Origin of the sequence: Microbacterium sp. MYb62 (genome assembly GCF_002979475.1) — a bacterium.
Classification (GTDB): Bacteria; Actinomycetota; Actinomycetes; order Actinomycetales; family Microbacteriaceae; genus Microbacterium.
In genome coordinates this window covers 29,084-44,913 of sequence record NZ_PCOY01000022.1, presented here as the reverse complement: position 1 = coordinate 44,913, position 15,830 = coordinate 29,084, and the positions used below count along the sequence as shown (strand labels likewise).

The window sequence follows — 15,830 nt, the reverse complement described above, 5'->3', positions numbered from 1 at the left end:
CCGAAGGATCCTCATGGCACGCACGGCGCACGCAGACGACTTCGCGCTCTCCCGAGTGACTCCCGAGGCCCGCAGACCCTGGTTCGGAATCGCCGTGCAGCGATTCGGGCAGGTCTCGGCGCTCTCCCAGTTCCTCCTCGGCGCGACCCTCGGTTACAGCATGACCTTCGGCGAGGCCGTCCTCGCCTTCCTGTTCGGCTCGCTCATCCTCGAGGTGATCATGTGCGTGGTCGGCTTCATCGGCCAGCGCGAGGGCCTCAACACCGCACTCCTCGCACGGTGGACCGGCTTCGGCGAGATCGGCGCCTCCCTGGTCGGACTCGCGATCGGCATCAGCCTGATCGGCTGGTTCGGTATCCAGTCGGCCATCTCGGCGCAGTCGCTCGACGCCCTCATGCCCGGTGCCCTGCCGGTCTGGGCCTGGAGCCTCATCTTCGGTCTCGCCGTCACCGCGATCGTCGCCTTCGGGTTCGTCGGGATGCAGTGGCTCGCGAACATCACGGTTCCGCTGTTCCTCATCCTCGTCGGCTGGTCGGTCATCTCAGAGCTCACCCGGCACGACATCGGCGAACTGCTCACCGGCCCGGCCCCTGGGCCCACCATGAGCGTCTGGGCGGGTACCGGCATCGTCGCGGGCGGCCTCATCGTCGGCGCGATCATCACCGGTGACATGACCCGCTTCAACCGCTCGCGTGCCGACGTGATCAAGCAGACCGTCGTCGGCGTCTCGCTCGGCGAGTTCGTGATCGGCCTCGCCGGCGTGCTGCTCGCGCATGCGGCCGCCAGCGGCGACATCGTCGCCATCGTGACCTCGTCGGTCGGCTTCATCGGGCTGTTCATCGTCCTGACGGGGACGCTGAAGATCAACGACTGGAACCTGTACTCCTCCACCCTGGGCCTGGTGAACTTCATCTCCACCGCGTTCGGGAAGAACCTGCACCGCGTCACCACGACGATCGTGCTCGGCGTCGTCGGGTCGGTGCTCGCCGCGGTCGGCATCCTCGGCCAGTTCACCGAGTTCCTGATCGTGCTGAGCGTCGCGTTCCCGCCGATCGCCGGCATCATGGTCGCCGAGTACTACGTGGTCCGCCGCTGGCGTCCCGACCTCGACGCCACCCGCGAGGCGGGCACGCTCCCGGCGACCGCTCCGCGCATCGTCCCGGCGACGATCGTCGTGTGGCTGGTCTCCGCACTCGTCGGCTACTTCGTCACGTGGGGCATCCCGTCGCTGCTCAGCCTCTTCCTCTCGATGGTGCTGTACATCGTGGCGGGCAAGCTCGGCTGGGTGCGCGGCGTCGGAGTCGCGACCACGCGGCAGGCCGCCCCGGTCGAAGAGACAGCAGCGGCCTGAGCCGCCCGAGACAGACACCCCTCCCAGGAAAGCGAGAATCATGCACATCGGCATCGACGTCGGCGGCACCAACACCGACGCCGTCCTCATGGACGGCACCCGCACGCTGGCAGGGGTGAAGCACTCGACCACCCCCGACGTCACCAGCGGCATCATCCAGGCGATCGAGGACCTGCGGGCCGGTCACGCGTTCGAGGGCGTCGACATCGATGCCGTCATGATCGGCACGACGCACTTCATCAACGCGCTCGTACAGGCGAGCCGTCTCGCCCCTGTCGCGGCGCTCCGTCTCGGCCTCCCCGCCACGCGCGCCCTGCCGCCGCTGATCGACTGGCCGGAGGTCCTGGTCGAGGCGACGCAGGCCCGCAGCTACCTCGCGCACGGTGGCTACGAGTTCGACGGCCGACCGATCTCGCCGCTCGACCCGGACGAGATCAGGGCGCACGCCGAGGACATGAAGGCGCACGGCATCCGCTCGGTGGCGATCTCCTCGGTGTTCAGCCCGGTGAACCACGACCTCGAGGTGCGGGCGGCCGAGATCGTCGCCGAGGTGCTGGGAGCGGATGCCGCGATCTCGCTCTCGCACGAGATCGGACGCATCGGCCTGCTGGAGCGCGAGAACGCGACGATCATTAACGCCGCGCTGCGTGAACTCGCGTCCGAGATCGTCGACGGGCTCACCTCGGCCGTGCGGGCCCAGGGCATCGAAGCGCCGATCTTCCTCAGCCAGAACGACGGCACGCTCATGGATGAGGAATACGTGCGCCGCTACCCGGTCGCGACGTTCGCCTCGGGGCCGACCAACTCGATGCGCGGCGCCGCCGCCACGAGCGGTCTCGACGACTGCGCCGTGATCGATGTGGGCGGCACGACGGCCGACATCGGACTGCTGATCAACGGCTTCCCGCGCGAGACGGCGAACGAGGTCAAGGTCGCCGGCATCCGCACCAACTTCCGGATGCCCGATGTGCTCTCGCTCGGCATCGGCGGCGGCAGCATCGTCGACGAGGAGACAGCCGAGGTCGGACCGGCATCGGTCGGGTACAAGCTGACGACGGAGGCTCTGGTCTTCGGCGGCTCGACCCTCACCGCCACCGACATCGCGGTCGCCGCAGGTCGCGCACAGGTGGGTGACGCCGGCAAGGTCGCGCACCTCGACCCGGTGTTCGTCGAGCGGGTGCTCGCCCGCATCGCCGAGCGCGTGTCCGAGGCCGTCGACCGGATGCGCACCTCGCCGGAGCCCATCGCGGTGGTCGCGGTCGGCGGCGGATCCATCCTGCTCCCGGACGAGCTGCCGCTGTTCGGTACCGTGCACCGTCCCGAGAACTATGCGGTCGCGAACGCGATCGGCGCCTCGATCGCGCAGGTGGGCGGCGAGATCGACAAGGTGTACGCGATCGAGCCCGGTCGTCGCGACGAGACCCTCGCCGAGGTGCGGGCGGAGGCGGTCGACAAGGCGATCGCCGCCGGCGCCAAGCCGTCGACCGTGTCGATCATCGACTTCGACGAGGTGCCGATCCCGTACCTCCCCGGCAACGCCACACGCATCCGCGTGAAGGCGGTCGGCGACCTCGACATGGCGGTGTGACATGAGCTGGACCATCACCCCCGCACACATCGACGGACTCGCCCGCGGTGCCGCCGTGCTCGGCACCGGCGGCGGAGGGGACCCCTACATCGGTGCCCTCCTCGCTCGTCAGGCGCTCACTTCCGGCGACGTCACGGTCGTCGGACTCGACGAGGTCCCCGACGACGCGCTCGTGCTGTTCGTCGCGATGATGGGAGCGCCGACCGTCATGGTCGAGAAGCTCCCGAGTCTCGCCGAGGTGATCGAGCCGGTCAAGGCGCTCAGCATCCATCTCGGCCGCCCCGTCACCCACATCGCCTGCGCGGAGGTGGGCGGGGTGAACTCGACGATCCCGATCGCCGCAGCCGCGGCGCTCGGACTGCCGCTGGTCGACGCCGACGGCATGGGGCGTGCATTCCCCGAGCTGCAGATGGTGCTCCCGACGCTGTACGGCGTCACGGCCTCGCCTCTCGCATTCAGCGACGAGAAGGGCAACACCGGTGTCCTGCAGACGGCAGACAACTCGTGGACCGAGCGCATCGCTCGCGTGGCCTGCGTCGAGATGGGCTGCTCGGTCATGATCTCCGGCTTCTCCATGTCCGGCACCGCCGCGCGGGAATCGCTGGTCTCGGGCTCGCTGTCCCGCTGCATCGAGATCGGGAAGCGCATCGCCACGGCGCGCGAGGCGAAGACCGATCCGGTGGATGCCGTCGTCGACCTCCTCGGGGGGCGTGAGCTGTTCGACGGCAAGGTCGTCGACGTGCATCGGGCCACGACCACCGGCTTCGCGCGCGGACGTGCGCGCATCGCTGGAGACGCCGGAGCGACGCTGACCCTGCAGTTCCAGAACGAGCATCTGGTGGCCGAGGCCGATGGCGCGGTCCTCGCGACCACCCCCGACCTCATCATGGTGCTCGACGGCGAGTCCGGGGAGCCCATCACGACCGAGGGCCTGCGCTACGGGCAGCGGGTGCGGGTGATCGCGGCGCCGGCCGATGAGCGCTGGCACTCGGAGGCGGCGCTCGCGATGGTCGGCCCCGGCTATTTCGGCTACGACATGGCGGCACACCGTTTCGACGGCAGCATCTCGACCGGGACCGTCTCGACCGGAGCCGCGGCATGAGCTGGCAACTCACCGCGGCCGATCTCCCCGACCTCGCCCGCGGCGCGACGCTCCTCGGCACCGGTGGCGGAGGCGATCCGTACATCGGCAAGATGCTGGTCGAGCGCGTGCTGGGGGAGGGGAGCATCACGATCCTCGACCCGGACGAGCTCGCCGACGACCTGTTCGTGATCCCGACCGCGCAGATGGGCGCGCCGACCGTGATGATCGAGAAGATCCCCGCCGGCACCGAGCCCACTCTCGCGCTGCGCACGCTCGAGGAGCACCTCGGACGGAAAGCCGATGCGACGATGCCGATCGAGTGCGGCGGCATCAACTCGATGATCCCCCTCATCGTCGCCGCCGAGACGGGTCTGCCCGTGGTCGACGCCGACGGCATGGGGCGCGCGTTCCCCGAGCTGTCGATGGAGACCTTCGCGGTGTACGGCGTGCACGGCTCCCCGCTCGCGCTCGCCGGAGAACGCGGGGAGAAGGTCGTGATCGACACGGGCGACGACGACCGGCAGATGGAATGGCTCGCCCGCGGCATCACGATCCGTCTCGGCGGCGTCGGGCACATCGCCGAGTACGCGATGACCGGAGCCGACGTCCGACGCACCGCCGTTCCCCGCACGATCTCGATGGCCCTCGCGCTCGGCCGCGCCATCAGGGTCGCCCGTGAGGAGCACCACTCGCCGTTCGAGGCGATCGCCCAGACGCTCTCGACCACCCTCTACCCGCACCTGCGCGAGCTCTGCGTCGGCAAGGTCATCGACGTCGAGCGGCGCACCACCGAGGGCTTCGCCAAGGGGCGTGCCGTCATCGCACCGCTCGGGGCGGACGAGGGCGACACGTTCGAGATCTCGTTCCAGAACGAGAACCTCATCGCCCGGCGCGGGGAGACGCTGGTGGCGATCGTGCCCGACCTCATCTGCGTGGTCGATCACGAGACGGCCGAGCCGATCACGACGGAAGGGCTCCGCTACGGACAGCGCGTGCGGGTGCTCGGCATCTCCACGCCCGAGATGATGCGCACTCCGGAAGCCCTCTCCGCTTTCGGTCCCTCGGCGTTCGGCCTCGCGTCCGAGTTCGTCCCCGTCGAGACGCTCGCCGCCTCCGAAGGCGTTTCTCCCTAGGCTGGAGCGCATGATGCTGCAGCGCGACGACCTCACGGCGCTCGCCCGCGGCTATGCCCTGCTCGGCTCCGGTGGGGGCGGCTCGACGACGATGCTCGAACTGATGCTCGCCGGTGCCGGGGACTGGCCCATCGAGGTCACGCCGATCTCGTCGCTCGACCCGGCCACGCCCTGCCTCGGCGTCGCCTTCGTCGGGTCGACGATGCTGCTCGGGGAGAAGCTTCCGGGACTGGAGCCGTTCTCCCGGCTCCTCAGTGCGGTCGAACGATGGATCGGACATCCGGTGCCCGCGGTCTGCTCCCTCGAAGGGGGCGGCATGAACGGCCTGGCACCGCTGACCCTTGCCGGGACGCACGTCGTGGTCGACGCGGACTGCACGGGGCGCGCCCTGCCGGGGCTCGATCAGATGTCGCTCTTCGTGGATCGGATACCCGGTCTCGTCTTCGCGTGCGACACCGGTGCCGACGGGGTCGCACTCGTCGAGGCGCACCGGGCGATCGACGCCGAGAGGGTCGTGCGCTCGGCGGTCATCCAAGCCGGTGGGGTCGGCTGCGCCGTGCTGGGCGGCTTCACCGTCGGCGACCTGAGGGAGCATGCGATCGGCGGCCACCTCGCGCACGCGCTCGAACTGGGCAGGGCCTACCTGGCGTCCGCCGCCGCACCCCTCCCGCTCCTGGCGGATGCCCTGGGCGCGGAACTGCTGGCCGAGGGGCGGATCGTTTCGGTCGCTCCGTCTGCGCGGGATCCTCATGTCAACGCGGTCGAGATCAGCGGGCTCGCCGGAGCGGTGCACCGGGTCGTCAGCCGTTCCGAGACGCTGGCCGTGCTCACCGACGGTCGGCTCGTGGCATCCGCGCCGACGATCATCGTCGTCGTCGACGCGGTGTCGCGCGAGATCCTCGAGGCCACGGAGCTGCGGTTGGCGCGCAACGTCGCGGTGCTCGCCATCCCCGCACCGGAATGGTGGAACGCCCGGCCCGATCGGCGCGCGAAGGTAATCCCCTCCGCATACGGCCTCGACGATCTGGACGCGGCGTGAACGAGACATTGCAGCTGCGTGCGCTGCTCGCCCACGCCGAGAACGGCGGCCTGCGGCGGGTCGCCGGGCCGGCGGACACGGCGTGGGTCGCGGTCGCGGTCGGAGCGGGAGAAACCGAGCTGACCGAGAGCGGCCCCGACCGGCTGGCGATCGTCACGTCGGCGGCTCCGACGTCGACCTGGCAGCAGGACGCGTTGCTGCGTCGGCTGCGCGATCGCGGGTACACCGGACTGGCGCTCTCCGGCGCCGCGGCGTTCGACGCGGGGGCTCTGCGCCTCGCGGACCGGATCGGCCTGTGCCTGCTCGACGTCGAGCGCCCCATCCAGCTCGCGAAAGCCTGCTGGATGCTGATCGAGGCCCGCGACGCCCTGACGCTGAGTCAGGTACGCAAGGTCGCGCAGTCCTTCGAGTACGCCGCCGACGACCTCGCCGACCTGCTGGGGCACATCGCCGCGAACCTCGGCGTCGGTGCCGCACTGATCGACTCGTCCGGGGTGCTGCAGGAAGCGGGTGCGCATCTCGACGAGCGCCTGCACGCCGCGATCGGCTTCGACTCGTGGCTCGATCGCGCGAGGGTGGGCACCGCGTCGGCTGCATCGGTACGCGTGGACAGCCCAGGGCGCAGCGGTCTGCGACTCGTGCTCTTCGGGCAGGGACTCGGCGAGGCGCAGCTGCTGTCGCTCTCCGTCGCCGCCGAGGTGGCGATGCCCGCGGTGGCGGCGCGCATCCTGATCGACGAGGTGGCGGCCGTGAACGACGTCGCGGTGTCCTCCGGGCTGCTGCGGGACTTCGTCGATCTGCACGGGGCTGCAGACGCCGATGTCGAGCGGCGGATGCTCGAGCGGGGCTGGCGCACGGGCGGTCATCACCTGGGATTCCGGATGGTGGCGAGAGGCCGACTCGATTCCTTCTCGCTGCTGCGGTCGGTCAGCGCGGGACTCAGCGCGATCGACGGCGAAGCGCATGCGACGACCGCCGGTCGTGGCCTGAGCGGCTGGCTGACATTCCCGGAGCCGCCGGACCCCGATCGCGTGGAGCGTGCGGTCGCCTCGCTTCGCGATCTGCATCTCGGCGTGCTGCGCGACTTCGCGGTCGCGACCGGAGTCGGCTCGCTGCAGGGAGGATCGGAGGGCCTCGCCACGACCCTCGACGAGGCGGGCGATGCGGCGCGGATCGCGGCATCGCGCTCGACGACGGGATGGTTCGTGCGTGTCGACAGCCTCGGTCTGGAGCAGCTCCTGCTGGCGTGGACCGGGAACGACACGTTCGTCCCTGCGGCCGAGTCGCTCCTCGCCCCGCTGCGGGAGGGAGGAGGCGAGCTGCTCGCGACGCTCTCCGCGTACCTCGACCACGAGTCGGGCATCGCCGCGACCGCAGCCGCGCTCGGTCTGCACCGCAACACCGTGACGGTGCGGATCCGCCGGGTGCAGGAACTTCTCGGGATCGACATGACCGACCCCGAGGCGCGTCTCGCCCTGCACCTCGCCTGCCGTGCGGTGCAGCCGCGCTGACCCGATCCCGGCTCAGTCCTCCGGGTCGCCGTGCAGCATCCACGGGATGCCGAAGCGGTCGATCAGCATCCCGAAGAGGCCGCCCCATGGCGGCACATCGAGCGGCATCGTGATCGTCGCGCCGTCCGACAGCCTCGCCCACACAGCGCGGGTGGTGTCCTGCGTGTTGCCGCTCAGCGACACCGAGAAGCCCTGCGGCTTCTCGTACGGCATCCCATCGGGAGAATCGGAGGCCATCAGCACCAGCCCATCCGGAGCATCCAGTTGGGCATGCATCACGAGGTCCTTCTGGCTCGGATCCTGCACCATGTCGGGGAACTCCCCGAAGGTGTTGATGACGAGCTCGCCGCCGAGGACGCTCTGATAGAACTCCATCGCCTGGCGGGCTTCGGTGCGGAAGGAGAGGTACGGGTTGAGAGCAGGCATGAGGACTCCAGGAATGGGTGAGAGGTGTCACGACCGGCACCGCTGACGCTCAGTCTGCGCCGCGCCCGGCGGGTCCGCAAGAGGGAGGGAGCGTCAGACCGGGAGCGCCTTGACCGCGGCGGTGAGCACCTGCGGGACGGTGGGCACGCCGGTCGCGCGGAAGACCTCGGCACCGTCGGAGTCACGGATGATCACGGTCGGGGTGAATGCGATGGCGAGCTCTTCGGCGGCATCCGGATCCTGTGCGACGTCGATCTCGGTGACCGTCGCATCCGGGAGGAATCGCGCGGCCTCGGCGAGTACCGTCCGCGTCCGTGCACAGGCACCGCAGAACGACGATGACACCAGGGTCAGCTCCATGCGCTCCTCCTCGGATTAGCGTCGTCTCCGGGGTGCAACCGTCGAGCATGCCGACCTGTTCCCCGGGGCGCTACCCGCGGTCGAGGCCGAACGTGCGCTTCACCAGCGCCTGCACATCCCGGTCGAGGCCGTCGATGCGGGAGCCGACCGCATCGATGCGAGTGTTGACGGCGTCGAATCGTGCATCGACGGCCTCGAAGCGCTGGATCATCTCCCTGCGCAGCCCGCCGATCTCCACATCGATCTTCGTCTCCAGCCCGCCGATCTCCACATCGATCTTCGTCTCCACTGCGCCGATCTTCGTCTCGATCTTCGTCTCCACTGCGCCGATCTTCGTCTCGACCGCACCGATCTCGGCGCGGAGCACGCGGACGAAGAGGGTCGAGACCGCGGTGAGCATGCCGAACATCAGCGCGATGACAGCGCCGATCATGGTCCAGATCTGCGGCTCGGTCACGGTGATCACGCTCTCATTCTCGTCGGCCGATTCCATCCTGCCAAGGGCGGGAACGCGGTTGCAGTGAGTGGGGAGAACCCTGTTCTTGAGCGCTCTGTGGAGGGGAACTCGAAGTGGTCAGCTCGCGGCGAGCCACTCGGTGAAAGTCTGCCGACCGAGGTCCGCATCCGGGCCGGGGAGAGCGTGCCCGGCCCGCATCCCCGCCATCTGCGGACCCGGAACGTTCAGCGCCGGTACCCATCCGCGGTACCCCTCGCGCCGGGCGAACGCGCGCACCATCTCCGCCAGCCGTTCCTCGCGAGGACCGGCGAGGTCGCGCACGCGACCCTGCGGCACTCCTGAGGCGAGAGTCGCGAGGCGCTCGCCCACCTCCCCGGCCGCCACGGGCTGCGTGCGGGCGTTCGGGGCGACGTGCAGCGGGCCCAGCTTCGCGCGCGCGAACATCTGGCCGGCGAACTCGTGGAACTGCGTCGCCCTCAGAATGGTCCAGGGCACGCGCGACGCCTCGACGATCTTCTCCTGGGCGACCTTTCCGGCGTAGTAGTCGTAGGGGATGCGATCGATCCCGACGATCGACAGCAGAACGACGTGCCCGACGCCCGCATCCGCTGCCGCCGACACGAGGTTCCCGGTCGCGGCGGTGAAGAACTCGACCGCCGCGCTCGCCTTGAGCGTCTCGACGCTCGCGACGTCGATCACGGCGTCGGCTCCCGCCAGGGCGTAGTCCAGGCCCTGCCCGGTGACCAGGTCGACCCCCTGCGACCGGCTGAGGACGACCGCCTCGTGCCCCGCCGCCCGCACCGCCTCGACGGTGGGTCGACCGACGGTTCCGGTTCCTCCTGCCACGGCGATCCTCATGTGCTGCCCCTTCGTCTCGGTACATCCTTCTCCTTCGCGGATCGGACGAGCAAGCGCAGGCGAAGATGCGGGCGACGAGGCTCGGTACGATGTCGACTGTGACCACATCGACCGTGCGCTCGGGCATCGCCGAACGGCTTTCGCAGATGATCCGGATCCCGACGGTCTCGGCCGAGCTCGACGAACGCGGCACGGCTCCGTTCGAGGCGTTCGTGGCACTGATCGCCGAGCTGTATCCGCTCACCCACGCGAAGCTCCACCTCGAACGGCACACCGACTTCGGGCTCCTGTTCCACTGGGCGGGAAGCGGTGCGGCATCCGGAGGACCTGTGGTGCTGATGGCGCACTACGACGTCGTCCCGGTCGACGAGAGCGACGACTGGACCCATCCGCCCTTCGCGGGGGTGATCGCCGACGGCTCGGTCTACGGGCGCGGCGCCCTGGACGACAAGGGGCCTCTGATCGTGGTCTTCGAGGCGGTCGAGAATCTGCTCGCCGACGGCTTCGTCCCTCCTCGTGACGTGTACCTCTCCTTCGGCGGCAACGAGGAGACCTACGGTCGCGCGGCCGAGGAGATCGCCCGGGTGCTGCGCGATCGCGGCATCGTGCCATGGCTCGTCGTCGACGAGGGGGGCGCCGTCGTCGATGCACCCCTGCCCTTCGTCCCCGGCCGCGCGGCGATGATCGGCGTCGGCGAGAAGGGCGTGATGACGGTGAGGCTGTCGGCGCGCGGGGAGGGCGGACACGCATCGGCACCGCCGTCGCTGACGGCGGTACGGCGCGTCGCCAGGGCGGTCGACCGACTCGGCCCGAGGACTTTCCGTCCCCGTGCCTCGAAGGCGATCCTCCGGATGCTGTCGCAGCTGTCGGCGCAGACGTCAGGGCCCGCCCGCCACCTGCTGCGGCTCCTCGCATCGACGCCGCTGCTGACCGCCCAGGTCTTCGCCGCGCTCGGCGGGGAGCCGGCGGCACTCGTCCGCACCACGGTCGCGCCCACCATGCAGACCGGCGGCACGGCGGCGAACGTGCTGCCCTCGCAGGCCTCTGCCACGGTCAACCTGCGCATCGCGCTGGGCGAGACGACGCAGCAGACCGTCTACCGTGTGCGGCGACGCATCCGCGACCCGCTGATCGCCGTCGAGGTGGTCGAGGCCAGCGAGCCGTCGCCGGAGTCGCCCACCGACAACGCCCCGTTCGCGCTGCTCGCCGCCGCGCTCGAGGTGTCCCATCCCGGCGTCCCCGCCGTGCCCTACGTGATGATGGCGGCCACCGACTCGCGGCACTTCCACCGGTTCTCGCCCGCCGTGTACCGCTTCGCGCCGTTGGACATGTCGAACGCGCAGCGCGCGTCGATCCACGGGGTCGACGAGAGCGTCGAGATCGCCGCCCTGGAGCGCGGGGAGCGATTCCATCGCGCGCTCCTCGAACGGCTAGGGTGATCTCACCCTCCTCCTGCCTCGCGCGGGAGAATCCGGACAAGAAGCAGGAGACGCGATGACGCGCACCCGCACGTTGGGCACCCTCGCCGTCGTCGTCGGCTTCCTCGCCTTCGTGGAGTTCACCAGCGGTGTGCTGCAGGGGTACTACACGCCCATGCTCACCGACATCGCCCGCAACCTCGGCATCCACGACGCCGACGTGAACTGGCTGGAGGGCACGCAGCTGATGCTGTCGGCGCTCGTCGTGCCGGCCTTCGCGAAGCTCGGCGACATGGTCGGCCACAAGCGGATGCTGCTGATCTCGACCGCGGTCACGGCGGCGGCGGCCCTGGTGCTGCCGTTCACCGACTCCTTCGGCGTCTTCCTCGCGGCCTGGGCGCTGATGGGCTTCTACGTCGTCTGGCTCCCGCTCGAGATCGCCCTGATCTGGTCCCGCTCGCGGCGGATGGAGGGGCGCTCCTCGATCACGGCGAAGGCGGCCGGACTCCTCGTCGCCGCCCTCGAAGGCGGCGCGATCATCGGCGCGCTCGTGGGTGGGGCTCTCATCGACGTGCTGCCGCTGACGATCGTCCTGCTGGTGCCCGCCGTGCTCATCGTCATCTGCTTCTTCGTGATCCTGTTCGGGGTCAAGGAGTCGCCGGAGCCCACCGGCGGCATCTTCGACACGGTCGGGCTCGTGCTGATCTCCCTCGCCCTGGTCTGCTTCACCGGCGGTCTCAGCCTGCTCCGCCTGGAGGGCGGCCTGACGAACCCGTGGTCGTGGGCCGTGGTGGTGCTCGGCGTCCTGCTGGTGATCCCCTTCGTGTTCTGGGAGCTGCGCTGCGACGATCCGCTGATCGACGTGCGCATGTTCCGCTCTCCCGCGCTCGGCCCTGTCTTCCTGACCGCCGGGCTCTTCGGCGTCAGCGTGCTCGGTGCGCAGGCGCCGCTGTCGACGTTCGCCCGCACTGATCCGTCGGTGTACGGCTACGGGCTCGGCACGAGCGGATTCGCGACCTCGCTGATCATCGGCGTCTACCTCATCGCCATGATCGCCGGAGCGCTGCTGTTCCCGACGGTGGCACGGGCGGCCACGCCGCGGCTGACGCTGATGGGCGCCTCGGTGCTGGTCGGTATCGGCTTCCTCCTCTTCCTGCCGTTCCACGACACCTACGCGCAGGTCATCACGAACATGGTCGTCGTCGGCCTGGGCTCGGGCGCACTGGTCGCCGCTCTTCCTGCTGCGGCCGCATCCGCGGCCCCCGCGTCGCAGACCGGAGTCGCGACCGGTCTCACCAACTCCGTCAAGACGGTCGGAGGGGCGATCGCCTCGTGCGTGTTCGGCATCGCGCTGCTGCACGGCGTGACCAGCGCGGCCGGAGGCGCCGAGGGGACCGCGGGCTCGCTCGCCGGCTACTTCACGGTGTGGATCGTCTGCGGAGTCACGGCGCTCGCCGCCGCCGTGATCCTCGTCTTCGTCCCCAAGAACGCCTTCACCGATCGTTCGGTCGAGGTCGAGGCCGCTCCGGCGATCTGACCGGCAGCCGGGACCCGATCAGTCGCGGGCCGTCTGGAGGATCGTCCAGAGCTCGGCTCTGGCGGGGAACGTCGACAGGTCGACATCGAGCAGGGCGCCGGCCTGGGCGATCCGGGAACGGAGCGTGTGTCGGTGGACGCCGAGGGCGGCGGCGGCGGACTCGGCCCTGGCGTCGTGTTCCAGCCAGGTGCGCAGGGAGTGCTCGAGGTCGGCGCCGGTGCGGGCGTCGTGCTCGCGCACCGGGGAGAGGCGCGATTCGGCGACCAGGCGGGCCTCGTCGGTCGCGAGCGCGGAAAGGATGCTCGAGCCGACCGTGTCGGCGTACCGTGCGGCACCGTGCGTCCCCTGCTGGCGCAGCGCCGTGAGAGCCTGCGCATGCGCCCGGGCGAACGTGTCGTAGTTCTCGGGCTCGGAGACGCCGATGCGGATGCCGAACCGTGTGGCCACCTCGTCGAGCAGCGGATCGTCCTCGGCGGAGACGCACATCGTGAGGCCGTCCTCCGATTCGGCGAGGAACACGGCGGTCCCGTGCTCGGTGCGATGCCGCTCCCACCAGTCGGAGACGGGCCCCACCTGGGCGTCGCCCGCGACGGCCACCACCACCGGTGCGGGGGGCAGGCCGCCCAGTACCCGCCTGGCGAGGGTGGGATCGTCGGTGAGAAGCGATCCGAGCAGCTGGGTGTGGAGGCGTCGACGGCTGCGGGCGAGCTGCTCGCTCTGCTCCATCGCGAGGCCGGCCATGGCGATGACCGAGGTCACGACCGACCGTGCCTCCGGGTCGAGCGTGTCGACGGCCACGGCGATCACCCCGCGCAGATGTCCGCCCCGGCCGACGGTGAACAGCATGAACGAGTGCTCCTCGATGCGGAGAGACTGTCCGGCTTCGAGTCCACGGTCGAGGATCTCCCGCACACGTTCGCCGAGCTCTTCGAGAACGCGCCGGGCCACTCCGTCACGAGGGTGGGAGAGGAACAGCGCCCCCGCGGCATCGAACATCCCGGCCCAGACGTCGAGTCTGCGGCCCAGCTCGGCGACTGTCGCATCGAGACCCCGCGGCCGGAGCGCCGCCAGCGCGAGGGCGCGCTGCGAGTCCAGCGCCCAGGAGCGGCGAGCGTACGCCTGGGCGGCGATGGCTTCGGAGTGCGCGCGGGCCACCGCGATGAAGGGCGTGCGGTAAGGGACCTCGAAAAGCGGCATCCCGTGATCGGCACAGGCGACGACGAGTTCCTCGGGGATGCCGGAGCGGTGCACCTCGGTGCCGAAGCCGAGGCCGAGCACGCCGCGGTCGGCCAGGCGTCCGACGTAGGTGTCGATGCCGACGGCCTCGTCGAACTGCGTTCCGGTGGTCAGCAGCGCCAGGTCTTCCGAGAGGAACGGGGTGGGATCGGCGAGATCGGAGCTGTGCACCCAGCGCAGGGGACGGTCGAGCGCTCCCGGCGGCATGGCGGCCTCGCGGGAGATGAGGGCGAGGCCGAGATCGCGGCGTCGCAGCAGGGCGCGCAACGTCGGCTGGGCGGTGACAGCCACGGCGACCTCCATCTTTGTACATGCGGGCGAAATGCTTCTCCAGATTGTACAGAGCGGTGAGTGCAGACGCGTCCTCCGTCGCCGTACGCTCGCGAACATGGCACTCCTCGACACCGCAGCCCCCGCAGTCCCCCTCGGCGGACCCGACCTCCCGCAGGAGCGTCGCCTGGTCACGGACCTTCCCGGCCCCCGCTCGGCCGAGATCCTCGCGCGCAAGGCGGATGCCGTGGCCGCGGGCGTCGGTCACACCGTGCCGATCGCCGCCGTCGCGGCCGGCGGAGGAGTCATCGTGGATGCCGACGGGAACTCGCTGATCGACCTCGGCTCGGGCATCGCGGTGACCACGGTCGGCAACGCGCACCCCAAGGTCGCCGCAGCCGTCGCGGCGCAGGCCGCGCAGTTCACGCACACCTGCTTCATGGTCTCGCCGTACGAGTCCTACGTCGGCGTCGCCGAAGCGCTCAACCGCGTCACTCCGGGTGACTTCGCGAAGAAGAGCGCTCTGTTCAACTCCGGTGCCGAGGCCGTCGAGAACGCCATCAAGATCGCCCGCAAGCACACCGGTCGCCAGGCGGTCGTCGCCTTCGACCACGGCTACCACGGCCGCACGAACCTGACCATGGCGCTCACCGCCAAGTCGATGCCGTACAAGAGCGGGTTCGGACCGTTCGCTCCCGAGGTCTACCGGGCGCCGATGTCGTACCCCTTCCGCGACGGGCTCGAAGGTCGTGAGGCTGCGGCCCGCGTCATCCTGCAGCTCGAGAAGCAGATCGGCGCCGACAACCTGGCCGCGGTCATCATCGAGCCCATCCAGGGCGAGGGCGGTTTCATCGTCCCGGCCGACGGCTTCCTCCCGGCGATTGTCGACTGGTGCCGCGCGAACGGCGTCGTCTTCATCGCCGACGAGGTGCAGACCGGGTTCGCCCGCACCGGGCGCATGTTCGCGAGCGAGATCTTCGGCATCGAGCCCGACCTGATCACGACGGCCAAGGGCATCGCCGGCGGACTTCCGCTCGCCGCCGTGACCGGCCGTGCCGAGATCATGGACGCCTCGCACTCCGGCGGCCTCGGCGGCACCTACGGCGGCAACCCGATCGCCTGCGCCGCAGCTCTCGCCTCGATCGACGTGTTCGAGAACGACGGCGTGATCGAGCGGGCACGCGAGATCGGCACGATCCTCACCGAGCGGCTCACCGCGATCCAGCAGGACGACCCCCGCGTCGGCGACGTCCGCGGCCACGGCGCGATGATCGCCGCCGAGTTCGTCGACCCCGAGACCAAGGCGCCGAACGCCGCCCTCACGGCAGCCGTCGCCAGGGCGTGCATCGCGCAGGGCGTCGTCGTCCTCACCTGCGGCACCTACGGCAACGTCATCCGCTTCCTCCCTCCGCTCTCGATCGGCGACGAACTGCTGAACGAAGGAATCGACATCGTGGCCGCGGCTCTCGCCGCGACCGAGTAACGTGCAGGCCGCGCTCCCGCGTGGCCTGACCCCCTGTCCGGTCGCGACCCCAATCGGGGGATTTCGGGTCGCGACCGGC

14 protein-coding genes are annotated in these 15,830 nt (G+C 70.2%); 9 read left to right on the top strand and 5 right to left on the bottom strand.

Features of this window, described 5'->3' with window-relative positions:
- The first annotated feature begins 13 nt into the window (after positions 1 to 13).
- The 6 genes from CQ042_RS16890 to CQ042_RS16865 are packed head-to-tail and all read left to right on the top strand — an operon-like array spanning position 14 to position 7,706.
- Positions 14 to 1,351: a cytosine permease gene (locus CQ042_RS16890; protein ID WP_105671615.1), complete on the top strand. Its 1,338-nt coding sequence runs from the start codon at positions 14 to 16 to the stop codon at positions 1,349 to 1,351.
- 40 nt (positions 1,352 to 1,391) lie between these two features.
- Positions 1,392 to 2,939 (top strand): hydantoinase/oxoprolinase N-terminal domain-containing protein, encoded by a 1,548-nt coding sequence (locus CQ042_RS16885; RefSeq protein ID WP_105671614.1) that lies wholly within the window; start codon positions 1,392 to 1,394, stop codon positions 2,937 to 2,939.
- Position 2,940: 1 nt separating this feature from the next.
- Positions 2,941 to 4,041 (top strand): DUF917 domain-containing protein, encoded by a 1,101-nt coding sequence (locus tag CQ042_RS16880; RefSeq protein WP_105671613.1) that lies wholly within the window; start codon positions 2,941 to 2,943, stop codon positions 4,039 to 4,041.
- Positions 4,038 to 5,156, top strand: a complete 1,119-nt coding sequence (locus CQ042_RS16875; RefSeq protein ID WP_105671612.1) for a DUF917 domain-containing protein — start codon at positions 4,038 to 4,040, stop codon at positions 5,154 to 5,156. Before CQ042_RS16880 ends, CQ042_RS16875 begins: the two co-directional genes overlap by 4 nt.
- Positions 5,157 to 5,166: 10 nt before the next feature.
- Complete coding sequence (locus tag CQ042_RS16870; RefSeq protein WP_105671611.1) at positions 5,167 to 6,195, top strand: DUF917 family protein; 1,029 nt, start codon at positions 5,167 to 5,169, stop codon at positions 6,193 to 6,195.
- Positions 6,192 to 7,706 carry a CdaR family transcriptional regulator gene (locus CQ042_RS16865; protein WP_105671610.1) on the top strand — a complete coding sequence of 505 codons (1,515 nt, stop codon included), beginning with the start codon at positions 6,192 to 6,194 and terminating at the stop codon, positions 7,704 to 7,706. Before CQ042_RS16870 ends, CQ042_RS16865 begins: the two co-directional genes overlap by 4 nt.
- A 12-nt stretch (positions 7,707 to 7,718) precedes the next feature.
- Here the strand turns inward: CQ042_RS16865 and CQ042_RS16860 are convergent, their stop codons facing one another.
- The 4 genes from CQ042_RS16860 to CQ042_RS16845 form a co-directional block, all read right to left on the bottom strand.
- Positions 7,719 to 8,132, bottom strand: coding sequence for a VOC family protein (locus CQ042_RS16860; protein ID WP_105671609.1), 414 nt, complete (start codon positions 8,130 to 8,132; stop codon positions 7,719 to 7,721).
- Between the two features lie 93 nt (positions 8,133 to 8,225).
- Positions 8,226 to 8,492 carry a thioredoxin family protein gene (locus CQ042_RS16855; protein ID WP_105671608.1) on the bottom strand — a complete coding sequence of 89 codons (267 nt, stop codon included), beginning with the start codon at positions 8,490 to 8,492 and terminating at the stop codon, positions 8,226 to 8,228.
- 70 nt (positions 8,493 to 8,562) lie between these two features.
- The gene (locus tag CQ042_RS16850; protein WP_105671633.1) at positions 8,563 to 8,958 is read right to left on the bottom strand and encodes a hypothetical protein; all 396 of its coding nucleotides are present in this window, start codon (positions 8,956 to 8,958) and stop codon (positions 8,563 to 8,565) included.
- Between the two features lie 108 nt (positions 8,959 to 9,066).
- Positions 9,067 to 9,807, bottom strand: a complete 741-nt coding sequence (locus CQ042_RS16845) for an SDR family oxidoreductase (protein ID WP_105671607.1) — start codon at positions 9,805 to 9,807, stop codon at positions 9,067 to 9,069.
- 98 nt (positions 9,808 to 9,905) lie between these two features.
- On the opposite strand from CQ042_RS16845, the gene CQ042_RS16840 reads away from it, so the two are divergent.
- Together CQ042_RS16840 and CQ042_RS16835 are read left to right on the top strand one after the other, a co-directional pair.
- Positions 9,906 to 11,246 carry a M20/M25/M40 family metallo-hydrolase gene (locus tag CQ042_RS16840; protein ID WP_105671632.1) on the top strand — a complete coding sequence of 447 codons (1,341 nt, stop codon included), beginning with the start codon at positions 9,906 to 9,908 and terminating at the stop codon, positions 11,244 to 11,246.
- Positions 11,247 to 11,301: 55 nt separating this feature from the next.
- A complete protein-coding gene (locus CQ042_RS16835) occupies positions 11,302 to 12,762 on the top strand; it encodes an MFS transporter (protein WP_105671606.1) in 1,461 nt (486 codons plus the stop codon).
- Between the two features lie 18 nt (positions 12,763 to 12,780).
- Here CQ042_RS16835 and CQ042_RS16830 read toward each other — a convergent pair whose 3' ends face one another.
- Positions 12,781 to 14,289 carry a PucR family transcriptional regulator gene (locus tag CQ042_RS16830; protein ID WP_181157607.1) on the bottom strand — a complete coding sequence of 503 codons (1,509 nt, stop codon included), beginning with the start codon at positions 14,287 to 14,289 and terminating at the stop codon, positions 12,781 to 12,783.
- A 97-nt stretch (positions 14,290 to 14,386) separates the two neighbouring features.
- On the opposite strand from CQ042_RS16830, the gene gabT reads away from it, so the two are divergent.
- Positions 14,387 to 15,751, top strand: a complete 1,365-nt coding sequence (gabT, locus tag CQ042_RS16825; protein WP_105671604.1) for a 4-aminobutyrate--2-oxoglutarate transaminase — start codon at positions 14,387 to 14,389, stop codon at positions 15,749 to 15,751.
- Positions 15,752 to 15,830 lie beyond the last annotated feature (79 nt).

Bases quoted from the DNA above. Each gene is read 5' to 3' on its own strand.
- CQ042_RS16890 (WP_105671615.1), top strand. From the start codon at position 14: ATGGCACGCACGGCGCACGCAGACGACTTCGCGCTCTCCCGAGTGACT.
- CQ042_RS16885 (WP_105671614.1), top strand. From the start codon at position 1,392: ATGCACATCGGCATCGACGTCGGCGGCACCAACACCGACGCCGTCCTC.
- CQ042_RS16880 (WP_105671613.1), top strand. From the start codon at position 2,941: ATGAGCTGGACCATCACCCCCGCACACATCGACGGACTCGCCCGCGGT.
- CQ042_RS16875 (WP_105671612.1), top strand. From the start codon at position 4,038: ATGAGCTGGCAACTCACCGCGGCCGATCTCCCCGACCTCGCCCGCGGC.
- CQ042_RS16870 (WP_105671611.1), top strand. From the start codon at position 5,167: ATGATGCTGCAGCGCGACGACCTCACGGCGCTCGCCCGCGGCTATGCC.
- CQ042_RS16860 (WP_105671609.1), bottom strand. From the start codon at position 8,132: ATGCCTGCTCTCAACCCGTACCTCTCCTTCCGCACCGAAGCCCGCCAG.
- CQ042_RS16855 (WP_105671608.1), bottom strand. From the start codon at position 8,492: ATGGAGCTGACCCTGGTGTCATCGTCGTTCTGCGGTGCCTGTGCACGG.
- CQ042_RS16845 (WP_105671607.1), bottom strand. From the start codon at position 9,807: ATGAGGATCGCCGTGGCAGGAGGAACCGGAACCGTCGGTCGACCCACC.
- CQ042_RS16835 (WP_105671606.1), top strand. From the start codon at position 11,302: ATGACGCGCACCCGCACGTTGGGCACCCTCGCCGTCGTCGTCGGCTTC.
- gabT (WP_105671604.1), top strand. From the start codon at position 14,387: ATGGCACTCCTCGACACCGCAGCCCCCGCAGTCCCCCTCGGCGGACCC.